This is a genomic window from Cellulomonas humilata (assembly GCF_013359775.1).
Taxonomy (GTDB): Bacteria; Actinomycetota; Actinomycetes; order Actinomycetales; family Cellulomonadaceae; genus Cellulomonas; species Cellulomonas humilata.
Map to the genome: position 1 here is coordinate 222848 of NZ_JABMCI010000066.1, position 15484 is coordinate 238331.

The 15484-nt window shown below is 73.3% G+C and carries 16 protein-coding genes and 1 riboswitch; of the genes, 13 read left to right on the forward strand and 3 right to left on the reverse strand.

Annotated elements, in window-relative coordinates; translation table 11 throughout:
- Nucleotides 1-63: 63 nt before the first annotated feature.
- The gene (purN, locus tag HP550_RS13205) at nucleotides 64-711 is read left to right on the forward strand and encodes a phosphoribosylglycinamide formyltransferase (RefSeq protein WP_175348120.1); all 648 of its coding nucleotides are present in this window, start codon (nucleotides 64-66) and stop codon (nucleotides 709-711) included.
- A gap of 15 nt (nucleotides 712-726) precedes the next feature.
- Nucleotides 727-814, forward strand: a riboswitch (ZMP/ZTP riboswitch).
- A gap of 34 nt (nucleotides 815-848) precedes the next feature.
- The gene (purH, locus tag HP550_RS13210) at nucleotides 849-2441 is read left to right on the forward strand and encodes a bifunctional phosphoribosylaminoimidazolecarboxamide formyltransferase/IMP cyclohydrolase (protein ID WP_246280833.1); all 1593 of its coding nucleotides are present in this window, start codon (nucleotides 849-851) and stop codon (nucleotides 2439-2441) included.
- 26 nt (nucleotides 2442-2467) lie between these two features.
- On the opposite strand, the gene HP550_RS13215 is transcribed toward purH, so the two are convergent.
- Entirely contained in the window at nucleotides 2468-3727 is a 1260-nt protein-coding gene (locus HP550_RS13215) for an FAD-dependent oxidoreductase (protein ID WP_343048161.1), read from the reverse strand.
- A gap of 53 nt (nucleotides 3728-3780) precedes the next feature.
- Between HP550_RS13215 and HP550_RS13220 the strand changes: the two genes are divergently transcribed.
- Nucleotides 3781-4227 carry a DUF3017 domain-containing protein gene (locus HP550_RS13220; protein ID WP_175348122.1) on the forward strand — a complete coding sequence of 149 codons (447 nt, stop codon included), beginning with the start codon at nucleotides 3781-3783 and terminating at the stop codon, nucleotides 4225-4227.
- A gap of 62 nt (nucleotides 4228-4289) precedes the next feature.
- Here HP550_RS13220 and HP550_RS13225 read toward each other — a convergent pair whose 3' ends face one another.
- On the reverse strand, nucleotides 4290-5336 hold the full coding sequence (locus tag HP550_RS13225) for an aquaporin (protein ID WP_175348123.1): 1047 nt from the start codon (nucleotides 5334-5336) through the stop codon (nucleotides 4290-4292).
- 278 nt (nucleotides 5337-5614) lie between these two features.
- Here HP550_RS13225 and HP550_RS13230 point away from each other — a divergent pair, with 278 nt between their 5' ends.
- From HP550_RS13230 to HP550_RS13245, 4 genes are all read left to right on the forward strand, one after another.
- Nucleotides 5615-6832 (forward strand): NADP-dependent isocitrate dehydrogenase, encoded by a 1218-nt coding sequence (locus HP550_RS13230; protein ID WP_175348124.1) that lies wholly within the window; start codon nucleotides 5615-5617, stop codon nucleotides 6830-6832.
- Between the two features lie 101 nt (nucleotides 6833-6933).
- Nucleotides 6934-7923 (forward strand): malate dehydrogenase, encoded by a 990-nt coding sequence (locus HP550_RS13235; protein WP_175348125.1) that lies wholly within the window; start codon nucleotides 6934-6936, stop codon nucleotides 7921-7923.
- Nucleotides 7924-7939: 16 nt separating this feature from the next.
- A complete protein-coding gene (locus HP550_RS13240; protein ID WP_175348126.1) occupies nucleotides 7940-8368 on the forward strand; it encodes a hypothetical protein in 429 nt (142 codons plus the stop codon).
- A 1-nt stretch (nucleotide 8369) separates the two neighbouring features.
- A complete protein-coding gene (locus HP550_RS13245) occupies nucleotides 8370-8633 on the forward strand; it encodes a DUF167 family protein (RefSeq protein WP_175348127.1) in 264 nt (87 codons plus the stop codon).
- Here the strand turns inward: HP550_RS13245 and HP550_RS13250 are convergent.
- Nucleotides 8630-9259, reverse strand: a complete 630-nt coding sequence (locus tag HP550_RS13250) for an alpha/beta fold hydrolase (RefSeq protein ID WP_175348128.1) — start codon at nucleotides 9257-9259, stop codon at nucleotides 8630-8632. The genes HP550_RS13245 and HP550_RS13250 overlap by 4 nt on opposite strands.
- A gap of 154 nt (nucleotides 9260-9413) precedes the next feature.
- Here HP550_RS13250 and HP550_RS13255 point away from each other — a divergent pair, with 154 nt between their 5' ends.
- Genes HP550_RS13255 through biuH form a run of 6 tightly spaced genes read left to right on the forward strand, consistent with a single transcriptional unit; the run spans nucleotide 9414 to nucleotide 15442 of the window.
- Nucleotides 9414-10925 (forward strand): ABC transporter ATP-binding protein, encoded by a 1512-nt coding sequence (locus HP550_RS13255; protein WP_175348129.1) that lies wholly within the window; start codon nucleotides 9414-9416, stop codon nucleotides 10923-10925.
- Nucleotides 10922-12013: an ABC transporter permease gene (locus HP550_RS13260; RefSeq protein ID WP_175348130.1), complete on the forward strand. Its 1092-nt coding sequence runs from the start codon at nucleotides 10922-10924 to the stop codon at nucleotides 12011-12013. The genes HP550_RS13255 and HP550_RS13260 overlap by 4 nt, the downstream gene beginning before the upstream one ends.
- On the forward strand, nucleotides 12010-12921 hold the full coding sequence (locus tag HP550_RS13265; protein ID WP_210768027.1) for an ABC transporter permease: 912 nt from the start codon (nucleotides 12010-12012) through the stop codon (nucleotides 12919-12921). The genes HP550_RS13260 and HP550_RS13265 overlap by 4 nt, the downstream gene beginning before the upstream one ends.
- Nucleotides 12922-12952: 31 nt before the next feature.
- Complete coding sequence (locus tag HP550_RS13270; protein ID WP_175348131.1) at nucleotides 12953-14104, forward strand: BMP family ABC transporter substrate-binding protein; 1152 nt, start codon at nucleotides 12953-12955, stop codon at nucleotides 14102-14104.
- A 57-nt stretch (nucleotides 14105-14161) separates the two neighbouring features.
- Nucleotides 14162-14701, forward strand: a complete 540-nt coding sequence (locus HP550_RS13275; protein WP_175348132.1) for a cysteine hydrolase family protein — start codon at nucleotides 14162-14164, stop codon at nucleotides 14699-14701.
- 15 nt (nucleotides 14702-14716) lie between these two features.
- Nucleotides 14717-15442: a biuret amidohydrolase gene (biuH, locus tag HP550_RS13280; RefSeq protein ID WP_175348133.1), complete on the forward strand. Its 726-nt coding sequence runs from the start codon at nucleotides 14717-14719 to the stop codon at nucleotides 15440-15442.
- Nucleotides 15443-15484 lie beyond the last annotated feature (42 nt).

Below are 15484 nucleotides of genomic sequence, written 5' to 3' on the forward strand. Positions count from 1 at the left end.
GAGCCATTCTCGCCCACGGAGCCGTGACGGCGACCGCACACCGGGCGCCGGTAGGGTCGGCCCGTGACGCACGAGACACCTCACCGCCCCACCCCGGCCACGCGCGACTCGGGCCGGCTCGTGGTCCTCGTCTCGGGCACCGGCTCGAACCTGGCGGCCCTGCTCGCCGCGCACGACGACCCCGCCTACGGGGCGCGCGTCGTCGCGGTGGTGGCGGACCGCAGCGGGATCCGGGCCCTGGACATCGCGCGCGAGGCCGGCATCCCGACCGCGGTCGTCTCGCTCAAGGACTTCGACGACCGCGCCTCGTGGGACGCCGCGGTCACCGAGACCGTCGGCGTCTTCTCGCCGGACCTCGTCGTCTGCGCCGGGTTCATGAAGCTCTTCGGGGCGACGTTCCTCGGCCGGTTCGGCGGGCGGATCGTCAACACCCACCCCGCGCTGCTGCCGTCGTTCCCCGGTGCGCACGGCGTGCGGGACGCGCTCGCCCACGGCGTCAAGGTGACCGGGTGCACGGTGATGGTGGTCGACGACGGCGTCGACACGGGCCCGATCCTCGCGCAGGCCGCCGTCGCGGTGGAGCCCGGCGACGACGAGGCCACGCTGCACGAGCGGATCAAGGCAGTCGAGCAGGGGCTGCTGGTCGAGTGGGTCGGCCGCATCGCGCGCGAAGGGCTGCGCGTCGAGGGTCGGCACGCGATCGTCGGCTGACGCTCGGCTAGACTCGGCCACGGTCGTGACTGGCGCAGGTGGGTGCAACCACCGGGGAGCGACCGCAGTGCCCCGCCACGCACCGCCCGCCTGGGTGCATGGGTCCGCCTAGCCGACCCTGCATCACGGGAGCCGTCATGCCAGCCACCGATACCCAGCGACCTGTTCGCCGCGCGCTCGTCAGCGTCTACGACAAGACGGGCCTGACCGAGCTCGCCGCAGCCCTGCACGACGCCGGCGTCGAGATCGTCTCCACCGGCTCGACCGCCTCGACGATCGCGGCCACCGGCGTGCCTGTCACCCGCGTCGAGGACCTCACCGGCTTCCCGGAGTGCCTCGACGGGCGCGTGAAGACGCTGCACCCGCGCGTGCACGCGGGCGTGCTGGCCGACACCCGGCTCCCCGCCCACCTCGCGCAGCTGGAGGAGCTCGGCATCGAGCCGTTCGAGCTGGTCGTCGTCAACCTGTACCCGTTCACCGCGACGGTCGCGTCCGGCGCCGGTCCCGACGAGTGCGTCGAGCAGATCGACATCGGCGGACCGTCGATGGTCCGCGCCGCGGCGAAGAACCACCCGAGCGTGGCCGTCGTGGTGGATCCGGCGCGGTACGACGAGGTGGTCGCGGCCGTCGGAGCCGGCGGGTTCACGCTCGCCGCGCGACGCCTGCTCGCGGCCGACGCGTTCGCCCACACCGCCGCCTACGACGCCGCGGTGGCCAGCTGGTTCGCCGCCGAGTACGCGCCCGACGAGCAGGCCGCCGACTCCGGCTTCCCAGCGTTCACCGGGACCACGTGGGTGCGCGGAGAGGTGCTGCGCTACGGCGAGAACCCGCACCAGCAGGCCGCGCTGTACCTGACGCCCGACGGCGCCGCGGGCCGCGGTCTGGCCGGTGCCGAGCAGCTGCACGGCAAGGCGATGAGCTACAACAACTACGTCGACGCGGACGCTGCCTGGCGCGCCGCGCACGACCACACCGACCCGGCCGTCGCCATCATCAAGCACGCCAACCCGTGCGGGATCGCGGTCGGCTCGGACGTGGCCGACGCGCACGCGAAGGCCCACGCGTGCGACCCGGTGTCGGCGTTCGGCGGTGTCATCGCCACCAACCGGACCCTCACGGCGGCGGCCGCGGAGCAGATCGCGCCGGTGTTCACCGAGGTGGTCGTCGCGCCCGCGTTCGAGCCCGAGGCCCTCGAGATCCTCGGCCGCAAGAAGAACATCCGCCTGCTGCGGGTCGCCCCCGTGGACGGCGTGCGCACGGAGCGTCGCGCGATCAGCGGAGGCCTGCTGGTCCAGGAGCTCGACCAGGTGGACGCCCCCGGCGACGACCCCACCACGTGGACGCTCGCGGCCGGTGCGCCGGCCGACGACGCCACGCTCGCCGACCTGGCGTTCGCCTGGCGGGCCGTGCGCGCCGTGAAGTCCAACGCGATCCTGCTGGCCGACGCCGGCGCCTCCGTGGGCGTCGGGATGGGCCAGGTCAACCGCGTCGACTCGTGCCGGCTCGCGGTCGAGCGCGCCAACTCCGGGGACGCCGAGCGCGCCCGCGGGGCGGTGGCCGCCTCGGACGCGTTCTTCCCGTTCGCCGACGGCGCCCAGGTGCTCATCGACGCCGGGGTGCGCGCCATCGTGCAGCCGGGCGGGTCCGTCCGCGACGAGGAGGTCGTCGCCGCGGCGCAGGCCGCCGGGGTGACGCTCTACCTGACCGGGACGCGCCACTTCGCCCACTGATCAGGCGAGCTGATCAGCCGAGCTGATCAGACGAGTGCAGCGGACCGCAGGGGACGCCCCGGGTCGCCCGCCGCCGCGCGGTCGAGCCGGGGCAGCGCCGCGCCGGTGAACAGCCGGCGCGCGGCCCCGACGTCGCGCGGGCGGTCGACGGTGAGGATCGCGGAGACCTCGTCGGAGCCGCGCCGGAACCAGAGCGCCGCCCAGCCCTGGCCGGCCGGGTCGCCGCGGAGCACCACCTCGTCCGGCGTGCGCGGGTGCCCGAACAGGGCCAGCTCGTGCCCCAGCTGGGTGGAGAAGACGTAGGGCGCGATGTCGGCCGGGGTGTCGTCGGGGGTGCCCAGCAGGTCGGCGACGAGCCCGGCGGGTCCGCGTAGCGCACCGTCCCAGTGCCCACCGGGGATCCACCCGTGCCGCGGGGAGCGCCGGAGCGCGACGTCGCCCACCGCGCGGACCGATCGCGGCGCGCCGAGCACCGCGTGGTGCTCGTCGACCCGCAGCGAGCCGTCGTCCTCGCGGGGGAGCGCCCCGGCGAGCCAGTCGGTGGTCGGGCGCGCGCCCACGGCTGCCAGGACGACGTCGGCGGCGATCAGCTTGCCGTCGGCCAGGCCCACGCCGTTGGCGCCCACCTCGACCACGTGCTCGCCCGTCAGCAGCCGCACGCCGGCCGCGGCGTACCACGGGGTGGTCAGCTCGCCGACGGCCTGGCCGAGCGCCGCGGCGAGCGGCGCGCCCGTCGCCTCGACCACCACCACCTCGACGCCGGCAGCGGCGGCGACCCCTGCCACCTCCGCGCCGATCCAGCCCGCGCCGATCACGACGAGGCGCGCCCCCGGGACCAGCGCCGCGCGCAGCCGGTCCGCGTCTGCCGCGGTGTGCAGGGTCAGCGCGGTCTCCCACCCGGCCGGGCGCACCGCGTGCGCGCCGCTGGCGACGACGAGCGCGTCGGCCGACATCGGGCCGTCGTCGGTCAGCACCTCGGGGCGCGCGCCCGAGAGGGACAGCGCGCGGGCGGGGGTGCTCAGGTGGACCTCGTCGGCGAGGGCGAGCAGGTCGACGCCGATCTCGTCCGTGAGCCAGGTGGGCGTCGGCCGGTCGAGCAGGTGCTTGGACAGCGGGGGGCGGTCGTACGGGGCGATGCCCTCGGCGCCGAGCACGACGACCCGCCCGCCGAACCCGCGTTCGCGCAGGCCGGCGACGGTCTGGGTGGCCGCGAGTCCCGCGCCGACCACCAGCACGTCCCGCGGTACGGAGGGGTCCAGGTGCTCGTCGTCGGTCCGGGCGCTCACCTCGCAACGGTAGTCTCCCGTCGGTAGGCACGAGCGAGATGGTGAGGGAGCGCATGAGCGGGGGAGCCGGGGTGCATCGCGCGGCTCCCGCTCACCCCGGATCCGCGAAGCGCTCCGAGCCCGCGGTGCCGGACGTGCCGGATGTGCCGCCCGCGCGACCGGCCGACCCGACGCCCCCGTCGACCGGTCCGATCCCCGTCGAGCAGGCACCGCTGGACCCTCGGGCCATCGCGCGCGCGTCGCTCGACGCCGCCCGCAACGTGTCCCTCTGGTGGACCTGCTCGGGCATCGTCGTCGCCACGCTGGTGGCCCTCGTCGTCGGCACCCGTGAGGGCGCGTGGGTGCTCGCCGGGGTCGCCCTCGTCGGCGCGCTCGTCCGGGCGGTCCTGCCGTCGCCGGGTCCCGTCGCGCTCAGCGTGCGCGCCAAGGCCATCGACGTCGTCGTCCTGGTCCTGTTCGGCACCGGCATCGCGCTGCTCGCCCAGATCCTGCCCCGCTGACGCACGGACGCCCGGCACCACGAGGGTGCCGGGCGTCCGGGCGTGCAGGGGTCAGGCGGAGGTCAGCGCTCCGTGACCACGAGGACGTCGTCCGTGGTGACGTACGCGTCGTCCTCCTCGAGCAGGTTGTCCTCGACCGGCTCCGCGGCGAACGCGCGGTAGACCAGGCCGGCCAGCGCGGCACCGACCAGCGGGGCCACCCAGAACAGCCAGAGCTGGCCCAGGGCCCAGCTCTCCGAGAAGACTGCGGCGGCCGTCGAGCGGGCCGGGTTGAGCGACGCGTTCGTCACGGGCATCGCGACGAAGATCAGCACGGCGAGCGACAGGCCGATGGCGAACGGCGCCTGCACGTTGGCCGACCGGCGGTCGGTGGCGCCCAGGATGATGCCGACGAACACGGCGGTGACGACGATCTCGACGAGCAGGCCGATGACCAGCGAGAACTCCACCGTGCCCTGCGAGGCGGTGGACAGCGGCGAGTGCTCACCGAAGCCGTTGGCGACGCTGCTGAAGAAGGACTTCGCCGTGGACGCGGGGTCCTGCGTGATGGCGCTGGGGAGAGCCGACGGGACGGTGATGAACAGGACCGCGGCCGCGAGGATGCCGCCGACCAGCTGCGCGAGCCAGTAGGGCAGGACGTCCTTCCACGGGGTACGCCCGCCGATGGCCGCACCGAGCGTCACGGCCGGGTTGAAGTGGCCGCCCGACACGTGGCCGACGGCGATGATCGCCGCGACGACCGCGATGCCGAAGCCGAGACCGACGGCGAGCGCGCCGAGCTGGCTGATGCCGTTGTAGAGCGCGATGCCCAGGCCCACGAGCACGAGCGCGAAGGTGCCGAACGCCTCGGCGCCGAGCCGGGAGACCAGGCTCGGCCCGGTCACGACGACGGTGCCGGCGGGGACGACGTACGCGTCGAGCTCCTCGACGACGACGTCCTCGTCCGCGGGCTCCGCTGCGACGACGGGCTCCTCGACGACGGGCTGCTCGACGACCGGGTCGGCCGCGGCGGCGGCCGTCGTCTCCTCCGGGGCCGGAGCCGGTGCGGCGGCGGGGGTCGTGTCCGGCTCCGGGGAGCCGGCGGCCTTCTCGGGGTTGTCCTGTGACATGTCGATCCTGTCGTGAGTCATCGTCGATGGGCGATCTGGTGCGCGGGGAGCCTGCCACGCCCGGCTGTGCGGTCGTGACGACGCGGTGCTCGGCGTCGTTCCCCTGACGTGGGCCAGCATGCCAGTCCCGCGCGGTCCGGTCACGGCAAACGCGGGGTTCGGCTTCTGCCGCCACACATGGATCTCTCGACGTCGAGTAATCTTGTCCGCGGACCCGCGCCGGCAGACGCTCCATCGTGCCGTGCCCCCACCCGTCCCCAGCATCAGGAGATCCCCGCATGGCGAAGATCAAGGTAGTCGGACCGGTCGTCGAGCTCGACGGTGACGAGATGACCCGCATCATCTGGCAGTTCATCAAGGACCGCCTGATCCACCCGTACCTCGACATCGACCTGCGCTACTACGACCTGTCGATCCAGAACCGGGACGCCACGGACGACCAGGTGACCGTCGACGCGGCGAACGCGATCAAGGAGCACGGCGTCGGCGTCAAGTGCGCCACGATCACGCCCGACGAGGCCCGCGTCGAGGAGTTCGGCCTGAAGAAGATGTGGGTGTCGCCCAACGGGACCATCCGCAACATCCTGGGCGGTGTCGTCTTCCGCGAGCCGATCATCATCAGCAACATCCCGCGCCTGGTGCCGGGCTGGAACAAGCCGATCATCATCGGCCGTCACGCGTTCGGCGACCAGTACCGCGCGACCAACTTCAAGGTCCCCGGCGCCGGCACGCTGACCATGACGTTCACGCCCGCCGACGGCTCCGAGCCGATCCACCAGCAGGTCGTCACGTACCCCGACGGCGGCGGCGTGGCCATGGGCATGTACAACTTCAACGACTCGATCCGGGACTTCGCGCGCGCCTCGTTCGCCTACGGCCTGCAGCGCGGCTACCCCGTGTACCTGTCGACGAAGAACACGATCCTCAAGGCTTACGACGGCTCGTTCAAGGACATCTTCCAGGAGGTGTTCGACGCCGAGTACGCGGCGGACTTCGCGGCCGCCGGGCTCACCTACGAGCACCGCCTCATCGACGACATGGTCGCCGCGGCCATGAAGTGGGAGGGCGGCTACGTCTGGGCGTGCAAGAACTACGACGGCGACGTCCAGTCCGACACGGTCGCGCAGGGCTTCGGCTCGCTCGGCCTGATGACGTCCGTGCTCATGACACCCGACGGCAAGACGGTCGAGGCCGAGGCCGCGCACGGCACCGTGACACGCCACTACCGCCAGCACCAGGCCGGCAAGCCGACGTCGACCAACCCGATCGCGTCGATCTACGCCTGGACCGGTGGCCTGAAGCACCGCGGCAAGCTCGACAGCACCCCTGAGGTCACGCAGTTCGCGGAGACGCTCGAGCAGGTCGTCGTCGAGACGGTCGAGTCGGGCGCGATGACCAAGGACCTCGCGTCGCTGGTCGGCCCGGACCAGGCGTGGCAGACCACCGAGGAGTTCCTCGCGACGCTCGACGCCAACCTGGCGGCCAAGCTCGCCTGACCTCGAACGTCACGGACGGCGTCCACCCTCGGGTGGGCGCCGTCCGTCGTCTGCGGGGTAGCGTGAGGGCGCCGTCGTCGTCGATCGAAGGAGCCCGTTCCGTGGCCAGCTCGCCCGTCACCGTGACCGTCACCGGAGCCGCCGGCCAGATCGGCTACGCGCTGCTCTTCCGCATCGCGTCCGGTCAGCTGCTCGGCCCCGACACCCCGGTCCGGCTGCGTCTCCTGGAGATCCCGCAGGCGGTCAAGGCGGCCGAGGGCACCGCGATGGAGCTGGACGACTGCGCGTTCACCACGCTGGACAGCGTCGAGATCTACGACGACGCCACCGCCGCGTTCGACGGGGTCAACGTGGCGCTGCTCGTCGGCGCCCGGCCGCGCACCGCCGGCATGGAGCGCGGGGACCTGCTCTCGGCCAACGGCGGCATCTTCAAGCCCCAGGGCGAGGCGATCAACGCCGGTGCCGCCGACGACGTGCGCGTGCTGGTCGTGGGCAACCCGGCCAACACCAACGCGTTCATCGCGGCCTCGCACGCCCCCGACGTGCCCAGCGAGCGGTTCACCGCGATGACCCGCCTGGACCACAACCGCGCGCTCTCCCAGCTGGCGACGAAGACGGGGTCGACGGTCGGCGACATCGCGCGGCTGACCATCTGGGGCAACCACTCCGCCACCCAGTACCCGGACCTCTCGCACGCGACGGTGGGCGGTCGGCCCGCGCTCGAGGTCGTGGGCGACGACGCCTGGGTGCGCGACACCTTCATCCCGACGGTCGCCAAGCGTGGCGCCGCGATCATCGAGGCGCGCGGCGCGTCGTCGGCTGCGTCGGCGGCGAACGCGGCCATCGACCACGTGCACACCTGGGTGCACGGCACGCCCGCGGGCGACTGGACCTCGGCGGGCATCGTCTCCGACGGCTCGTACGGCGTGCCCGAGGGGCTGATCTCGTCGTTCCCCGTCACCTCCGTCGACGGTCGCTGGCAGATCGTGCCGGACCTGTCGGTCGACGAGTTCTCGCGGACGCGGATCGACGCGTCGGTCGCGGAGCTGGTCGAGGAGCGCGACGCGGTGCGGGCGCTGGGCCTGCTCTGAGCCGGGTGCACTGACCGTGTGGGCCGAGGAGGTCGCGGTCGCACGCCCGGGCACGGGGGTGGGGGCGTTCCTCGGGTGGGCGCTGCTCGGCGCGGGGATCGGGGTCGGCTTCGGGCTCGGTCGTGACGTCGGGACCGTCGGGCTCTTCGGCGCGCTCGGGCTCCTGCTCGTGGTCGGCGTGCTCGTCGTGCGCCAGGGTCCTCGCCCCGCACAGCTCGGCATCGTCACGGGGCTCGGCGCGCTGCCCCTGTCCATCGGCTGGCTCAACCGGTTCGGTCCCGGCGAGTTCTGCACCGGTGGTGTGACCGGGGCGTCGGAGTGCATCGCCCAGGCGAACCCGTGGCCGTTCGTCCTGGTCGGGGTCGTCGTCGCCGTCGTCGGCGTGGTGCTGTTCGCGCGCGCCCGCCGCGCACCAGGCCGGCTCGTCGCGCCGCCGCGGGCCTGACGTGCGGGTCGCCATCCGGGTCCGGCCCGGCGCGTCCCGCACCAAGGTCGGCGGCACGCGCGCCGACCGGCTGGTGGTCGCCGTGAGCGCCCGGGCGGTCGACGGCGCCGCCACGCAGGCCGCGCTCGATGCCCTCGCCAAGGCGTTCGGCGTGCGGCCGCGGCAGGTCCGGCTGGTGTCGGGGGCGACCAGCCGCGACAAGCTGGTGGAGGTCGACGCCGACGAGGTGGAGCTCGCCGGGCGTCTCGCGGAGCTCCGCGGCTAGAGGACCGACCGGATCGCCTCGACCAGCGCCCCCGGGTTGTCGTGCTGGACGAAGTGCCCCGTCGCGGGCAGCACCCTGACCTCGACGCCCAGCCGGTCGTGCAGTGCCCACGCCGCCTGGTGCCGCGCTGGCGGGGACAGCTCACCGACGGTGACGAGGACGCGGCCCTGTCCGGGGCTCGGCGCGGACGGCTCGAACCGGCGGAACATCGCGAGGTCGCGGCCGACGGCTCCCGGATCGGCAGGGGCCATCGTCGGGTCCCAGGACGGTCCGTAGAGCGCGGCACCGAACCCGGGCACACCGTCGGCCGCGTACCCGGCCACGACGTGGTCCAGCAGGCCCGGGACCAGGGAGCCGACGGCCGGCTCGTGCAGGACGGCAGCCGCCAGCATCCGGTCGGACGCCGCGAGGGCGAGCCCGAGGGTGGCGCCCCCGCTCACCCCGACGACGATCGCGCCCGCGGCGTCGTCGGCCAGGGCGGCGAGCTCGACGGCGAGGTCGCCGCTGCTCGCGCGGTCGGGGGCGACGACGTCGAGCTCGTCGGCGCGCAGGAGCTCGGTCACCGGGTCCCAGATCCGCGCCGTCGTCGCTGCGCCGTGCACGAGGAGCACGCGGGTCCGGGGCATGGCGCGAGCGTAGGTGGAGCGTCGAGCACCGGCGCGCCGCAGACACGCAAGCGTTACGTGTGCCGCGAATGCCCGAAACATCACGCTCCTAGTCTCCCCGCATGGATACACGAGCGGATACCGCTGTGGATACTGTCGCTCGGCCGAGCCGGCCATGAGCACCGACGCCGTCGCCCGCGCACGCGGCCGGGTCGGCAAGCCGGCCGCGCTCCTCGAGGTGCGCAGCCTGTCCAAGCGCTTCGGCGAGGTGCAGGCCAACTGGGACGTCGACCTCACCGTCCTGCCGGGCACGGTGCACGGGCTGATCGGCGAGAACGGCGCCGGCAAGAGCACGTTGCTGAAGATGATCTACGGCGTCTACACGCCCGACGAGGGCCGGATGTTCGTCGACGGCGCCCCGGTGGCGCCGGGCAGCCCGGCCGACGCGCGTGCCCTCGGCATCGGCATGGTGTTCCAGGACCTGCGGCTGGTGCCCGCCCTCACGGTCGCCGAGAACATCGCGCTCGCGCTCCCGGAGGGCCCGAGGCTGCGCCTGACGCAGCTGGCGGCGCGCATCACGGAGGCGTCGGAGGCGTACGGGCTGGCGGTCGACCCGTCCGCGCAGGTCCGCCACCTGTCCATCGGCGAGCGGCAGCGCGCGGAGATCCTCAAGGTCCTCATGACCGGTGCGCGGCTGGTCATCCTCGACGAGCCGACGAGCGTGCTCGCGCCGCAGGAGGTCGAGGCGCTGTTCGGCGTCGTGGCGCAGCTGCGCGACCGCGGGCTGGGAGTCGTCCTGGTGACGCACAAGCTGGGGGAGGTCCGCGCGATCGCCGATCAGGTGACCGTGCTGCGCGGCGGGCAGGTGATCCTCAACGCGGAGGACCCCGGCAACTTCTCGGACGCCGAGCTGGTCGAGGCGATGGTCGGGCGGCGGGTGCCGCCGCTCGCGGTGGAGCGTGCCGCGGTCCCGCCGCGGGATCACCCGGTGCTCACGTTGGCGGGCGCCACGGCCCTCGGCGACCGCGGGCACGTGGCGCTCAAGGGCGTCGACCTCGCCGTCTACCCCGGGGAGCTCGTCGGCGTGGCGGGTGTCGCGGGGAGCGGCCAGAAGGAGCTGTGCGAGGTCGCGCTCGGGCTCCGGCCGGTCACGTCGGGGTCGGTCGACGCCGGCGACGGTGCCGCGGTCGCGGTGCCGGAGGACCCCGTGGCGGACTCGGTCGTGCCGGGGCTGACGGTGCTGGAGCACATGGTGCTCGACGGCCGCGCGGTGCCCCGACGGGGGCTCGGCGTCGACTGGCCGGCCGTCGGTGCGCGCACCGCGGTGCTGGACGAGCGCGTCGGTCTGCACATGGCGCCGACCAGGCGCACGCTCTCGTCGCTGTCCGGAGGGAACATCCAGCGCGTCCTGCTCACGCGCGAGCTGGGTCAGGACGCCGCTCTGGTGGTCGCGGCCTACCCGAGCCGCGGCCTCGACGTCGCGAACACCCGCCGGACGCAGGAGCTGCTGCTCGAGCACCGGGCCCGCGGGGCCGGCGTGCTCATGGTCTCGGAGGACCTGGACGAGCTCATCGCCGTCGCCGACCGGATCGCCGTGATGCACGACGGCCACGTGGTCGGGGTCGTCGACACCGCCGGCGCCGACCGGATGTCGATCGGACGACTGATGCTCGGAGGTGTCGCATGAGCCAGGAGGTGACCAAGGAGGCCCCCGCGTCCGCTGCGGCCGCGCCGCCCGCCGAACCCCCTCGGCGCGTGCGGGTCCGGGGTGCCGCGCTCCTGCGCTGGGTGGGTGCCCTGATCGCCGGTCTCGTGGTCTTCGGGGCGTTCGTGCTGGCCAACGGCGCGGACCCGTTCGCGGTCTACGCCGACATCTGGACCTCGACCCTGACGCAGCCCGGGCAGTTCCAGCAGATCGTGCTGCGCGCGGCGCCCATCGCGCTGGCGGGTCTCGCGGTCGTCGTGCCGGCGCGCGCGGGGCTGGTGAACGTGGGCGGCGAGGGGCAGCTGATCATCGGGGGCGTGGCCGCGGCGGGCGTCGCGCTGTGGCTCACGCCGGTCGCCTCGCCGTGGCTGATCATGCTGCTGATGATCCTGGCCGCGATGGCCGCAGGTGCGGCGTGGGCCGGCATCGCCGCCGCCATGCGCCTCGTCGTCAAGGTCAACGAGGCCGTGACCACGCTGCTGCTCAACTACGTCGCGCTCTACTCGATGCTCTTCCTCATCCTCGGCCCGTGGAAGGACCCGGCGGCGCTCGGGCAGTCCACCAGCGTCGAGCTCAACGACGCGATGAAGCTGCCGGTCTTCGCCGGGACCGCCATCCACGTCGGGGTGGCGCTGGCGGTGGTCGCCGCCGGTGCCGTCTGGTTCGCGCTGACCCGCACCACGTGGGGCTTCCGGCTCTCCGTGGTCGGCGGCAACGCGGAGGCCGCCCGCCGCGCCGGACTGCCGGTGGTCACGCTGCTGCTCACCGCGCTGCTGCTCGGCGGCGCGCTGGCCGGGCTCGCCGGGTTCATCCAGTTCGCGGGGATGGAGTACAAGCTGCGGCCGACGTTCGGTCTGACCATCGGCTACGTCGCGTTCCTGGCCAGCTGGCTCTCCCGGCACAAGCCGCTGCCGCTGCTGCTCGCGTCGCTGGTGCTGGCCGCGATCGCGGTCTCCGGCAACAGCCTCCAGATCGGCTCGGGCCTGCCGGCGGCGAGCGTCAACATCCTCATGGGGCTGGTCCTGCTGGCCGTCCTCGGCTGGACCGGCCCGCGGAAGGTGCGCTCGTGATCATCGACATCCTGGCGGGGGCGGTCCGCGGCGGCACGTCCATCATGTACGCGGGCCTCGGGGAGACGATCTCCGAGCGGGGCGGCGTCATCAACCTCGGCACCGAGGGCGCGATGCTGCTCGGTGCCCTCGGTGGGTACGCGGTGACGGCGGAGACCGGGAACCCGTGGCTCGGCGTCCTGGGCGGCGCGCTCGCGGGTGCCCTGCTCAGCCTGGTGCACGCGGTCCTCGTGGTCAGCCGGCGCGCCAACCAGTTCGCCAGCGGGCTCACCCTCTACTTCCTGGCGCTCGGCGTCACGTCACTGTTCGGCGTCTCCTACGTCAGCCGCCAGATCAACGCGTTCACACCGGTCCCCGTGCCGGGGCTGAGCGAGATCCCCGGGCTCGGCCCGATCCTGTTCGACCACGACCCGCTGGTCTACGTCGCCTACGTCGCGGCGCCGGTCATCTGGTGGGTGCTGTTCCGCACGCGCGTCGGGCTGCTGGTGCGGACGGCGGGCGAGCGGTCGGAGGCGCTCGAGGTGAACGGGTACTCCGTCCGGGCCGTGCGGTACTGCGCGACCGTCGCGGGTGGTGCGCTGGCGGGGATCGGCGGCGCCCACATCTCCATCGCCTACGCCAACAGCTGGTTCGAGAACATGATCGCCGGCCGCGGGTTCATCGCGGTGGCCCTGGTGATCTTCGCGATGTGGAACCCCGTCCGCATCATGGCCGGCGCGTACCTGTTCGGCGCGGCGCTGTCGCTCGCCTCCGTCCTGCAGACCTCCGGCATCGCCGTCAACCAGTTCGCGCTGAACGCCGTGCCGTTCGTCCTCACGCTCGTCGTCCTGGCGATCCTGGGCCGCCGCACGATGCTGGCCGCCCCGGACGAGCTGCTCAAGGTGTTCGACAACAGCCGCACCACCTGACCCCCTCCTGTCCCGTCCCGGAAGGATCACCATGCGCCTCACCCGAACAGCACGCGTGTGTCTCGTCGCGGCGGTGGTCGCGGTCCTCGCCGCGTGCAGCCCCGCCGTCAGCACCCCGGAGGCCGACGGTTCCGCTCCGGCCGGCGACTCCGCACCCGGGGCGGACGCCACGAAGGTCGGAGTCATCGCCGTCGGGCCGAAGGACGACTTCGGCTACAACCAGGCGGTCTTCCAGGGCGTCGAGGCGCTGCGCGGCGAGTTCCCCGACCTCGAGGTCCTCGAGGCGTACAACATCCCCGAGGACGACACGGCCGCGACGACGATGGAGAGCATGGTCGCGCAGGGGGCGACGATCATCTTCGCCACCAGCTACGGCCACCTGGACGCGGCCAAGCAGGTGGCCGACGCCCACCCCGAGGTCGTCGTGGTCCACCAGGGCGGCCTGCTCGACCCGGCGCCGGCGAACATGGGGACCTACTTCGGCAGCGTGTTCGAGCCGGTCTACCTGGCCGGCATCGCCGCGGGGGCCGCGACGCAGACCGGGAAGCTGGGCTACATCTACGCCATCCCGATCCCGCAGACGCTGGCCAACATCAACGCGTTCACGCTCGGTGCGCAGTCGGTGCGGCCGGACGTCGAGGTGACCGCGGTGTCGACCACGAGCTGGTGCGACCCGGCCACGCAGGCCGACCGCGTGGCGTCGCTGCTCAGCTCCGGCGTCGACGTGATGACGCAGCACCAGGACTGCACCAAGACGATCATCGAGGCGACCGAGGCCGCCGGTGCCTTCACCGTCGGCTACCACGCGGACGCGTCGTCGCTGGCACCCGAGGGCTGGCTCACCGGTTCCGAGTGGAACTGGGGCCCGCTGTACACGGACATCGTGCAGACGGCGATCGGCGGCGGCTTCACCGGCAGCGAGTACAACGGCAACTACCGCGCGAACATGGCCAGCGGCGAGAACCCGTTCGTCGCCTCCGCGTTCGGGCCGAGCGTGTCCGACGAGACGAAGGCCCTCATCGCCGCGGCTGCCGAGGAGCTGGAGGCTGGTGGCAGCCCCTTCACCGGACCTGTCACCGCGCAGGACGGGACCGTGACGGTGGCCGACGGCGAGACCCCGCCGATCGAGACCATCGAGCAGATGGACTACTTCGTCCAGGGCGTGACCGGCACCGTCTCCTGACCGTCCCCGGGGCCGGCTCGTGCGAGCCGGCCCCGGGCTTCCACCCGAGGGGACCCCATGCACGTCACCGGCACCACGCCCTACCCGTGGCCGTTCGACGGCGACCTCGACGGCACCCGCACCGCGCTGCTCGTCGTCCTGCCGGCGGGGGACTGCGTGCTCGCCGCGCCGGTCGAGCCCCTCGCCTCGGCGGTACGGGCGGCGGGAGGCAGGGTCATCGTCGTCCGCACGACGGCGCCGGCTCCGGACTCGGATGCGGGCCCCCACCCGCACGGGCTCCCGGCCGACCTCGAGATGCAGGCCGGTGGGATCGACGGCTTCTACGCCAGCGACCTCGACCTGGTCCTGCGCACCGGCCGCACCCGACGGCTCGTCGTCGTCGGCGTCGGCCTGGAGACCTGCGTGCACTCGACCCTGCGCGATGCGAACGACCGCGGCTACGAGTGCCTGCTCGTCGTCGACGCCTGCGTGCCGATCGACCCGTCCCTGGTGGCCGCGTCGATCTCCAGCATCGAGATGTCCGGCGGGATCTTCGGCGCGGTGGGGTACTCCACCGACGTCGTCGAAGCGCTCGCACCCCAGCCCGCCCTGCGCTGACCCGAGGAGAGCACGATGACCGACCAGCTCACGACGACGACGGTGGCGTACGGGCCTGTCGTCGCGGACCCCTACTCCTGGCCCTACGACGGCACGTTCACCGCCGAGACGACGGCCGTCCTCAACATCGACTGGCAGCAGGACTTCTGCGGCCCCGGGGGATACGTCGCCGCGATGGGCTACGACCTGGAGCTGACCCGGGCGGGCCTGGCGCCCACGGCGGCGATGCTCGAGGTGGCACGTGAGCTGGGCTTCCACATCATCCACACGCGTGAGGGCCACCGTCCCGACCTGTCCGACCTGCCCGCCAACAAGCTGTGGCGCTCGCGGCGGATCGACGCCGGCATCGGGGACCTGGGCCCGTGCGGCCGGATCCTCACCCGCGGCGAGCCCGGGTGGGAGATCGTCCCGGAGGTGGCGCCCCTGCCTGGCGAGGTGGTCATCGACAAGCCGGGGAAGGGCTCGTTCTACGCGACGGACCTGGACCTGATCCTGCGCAACCGGGGGATCACGCACATCATCCTCACGGGCATCACCACCGACGTCTGCGTGCACACCACCATGCGCGACGCCAACGACCGCGGGTACGAGTGCCTGCTCCTGTCCGACTGCACGGGCGCCACGGACTACGGCAACTACCTGGCCGCGCTGAAGATGGTGACGATGCAGGGCGGCGTGTTCGGCGCGGTCGCGGACTCGGCGGCCCTGCTGGCCGCACTGGCGAACCCGGTGACCGTCTAGCCCGAACCATCCCAAGACTGCGGAATCGCCCGTATCTCTTGC

Bases quoted from the DNA above. Each gene is read 5' to 3' on its own strand.
- purH (WP_246280833.1), top strand. From the start codon at position 849: ATGCCAGCCACCGATACCCAGCGACCTGTTCGCCGCGCGCTCGTCAGC.
- HP550_RS13220 (WP_175348122.1), top strand. From the start codon at position 3,781: ATGAGCGGGGGAGCCGGGGTGCATCGCGCGGCTCCCGCTCACCCCGGA.
- HP550_RS13225 (WP_175348123.1), bottom strand. From the start codon at position 5,336: ATGTCACAGGACAACCCCGAGAAGGCCGCCGGCTCCCCGGAGCCGGAC.
- HP550_RS13230 (WP_175348124.1), top strand. From the start codon at position 5,615: ATGGCGAAGATCAAGGTAGTCGGACCGGTCGTCGAGCTCGACGGTGAC.
- HP550_RS13250 (WP_175348128.1), bottom strand. From the start codon at position 9,259: ATGCCCCGGACCCGCGTGCTCCTCGTGCACGGCGCAGCGACGACGGCG.
- HP550_RS13255 (WP_175348129.1), top strand. From the start codon at position 9,414: ATGAGCACCGACGCCGTCGCCCGCGCACGCGGCCGGGTCGGCAAGCCG.
- HP550_RS13260 (WP_175348130.1), top strand. From the start codon at position 10,922: ATGAGCCAGGAGGTGACCAAGGAGGCCCCCGCGTCCGCTGCGGCCGCG.
- HP550_RS13270 (WP_175348131.1), top strand. From the start codon at position 12,953: ATGCGCCTCACCCGAACAGCACGCGTGTGTCTCGTCGCGGCGGTGGTC.
- HP550_RS13275 (WP_175348132.1), top strand. From the start codon at position 14,162: ATGCACGTCACCGGCACCACGCCCTACCCGTGGCCGTTCGACGGCGAC.
- biuH (WP_175348133.1), top strand. From the start codon at position 14,717: ATGACCGACCAGCTCACGACGACGACGGTGGCGTACGGGCCTGTCGTC.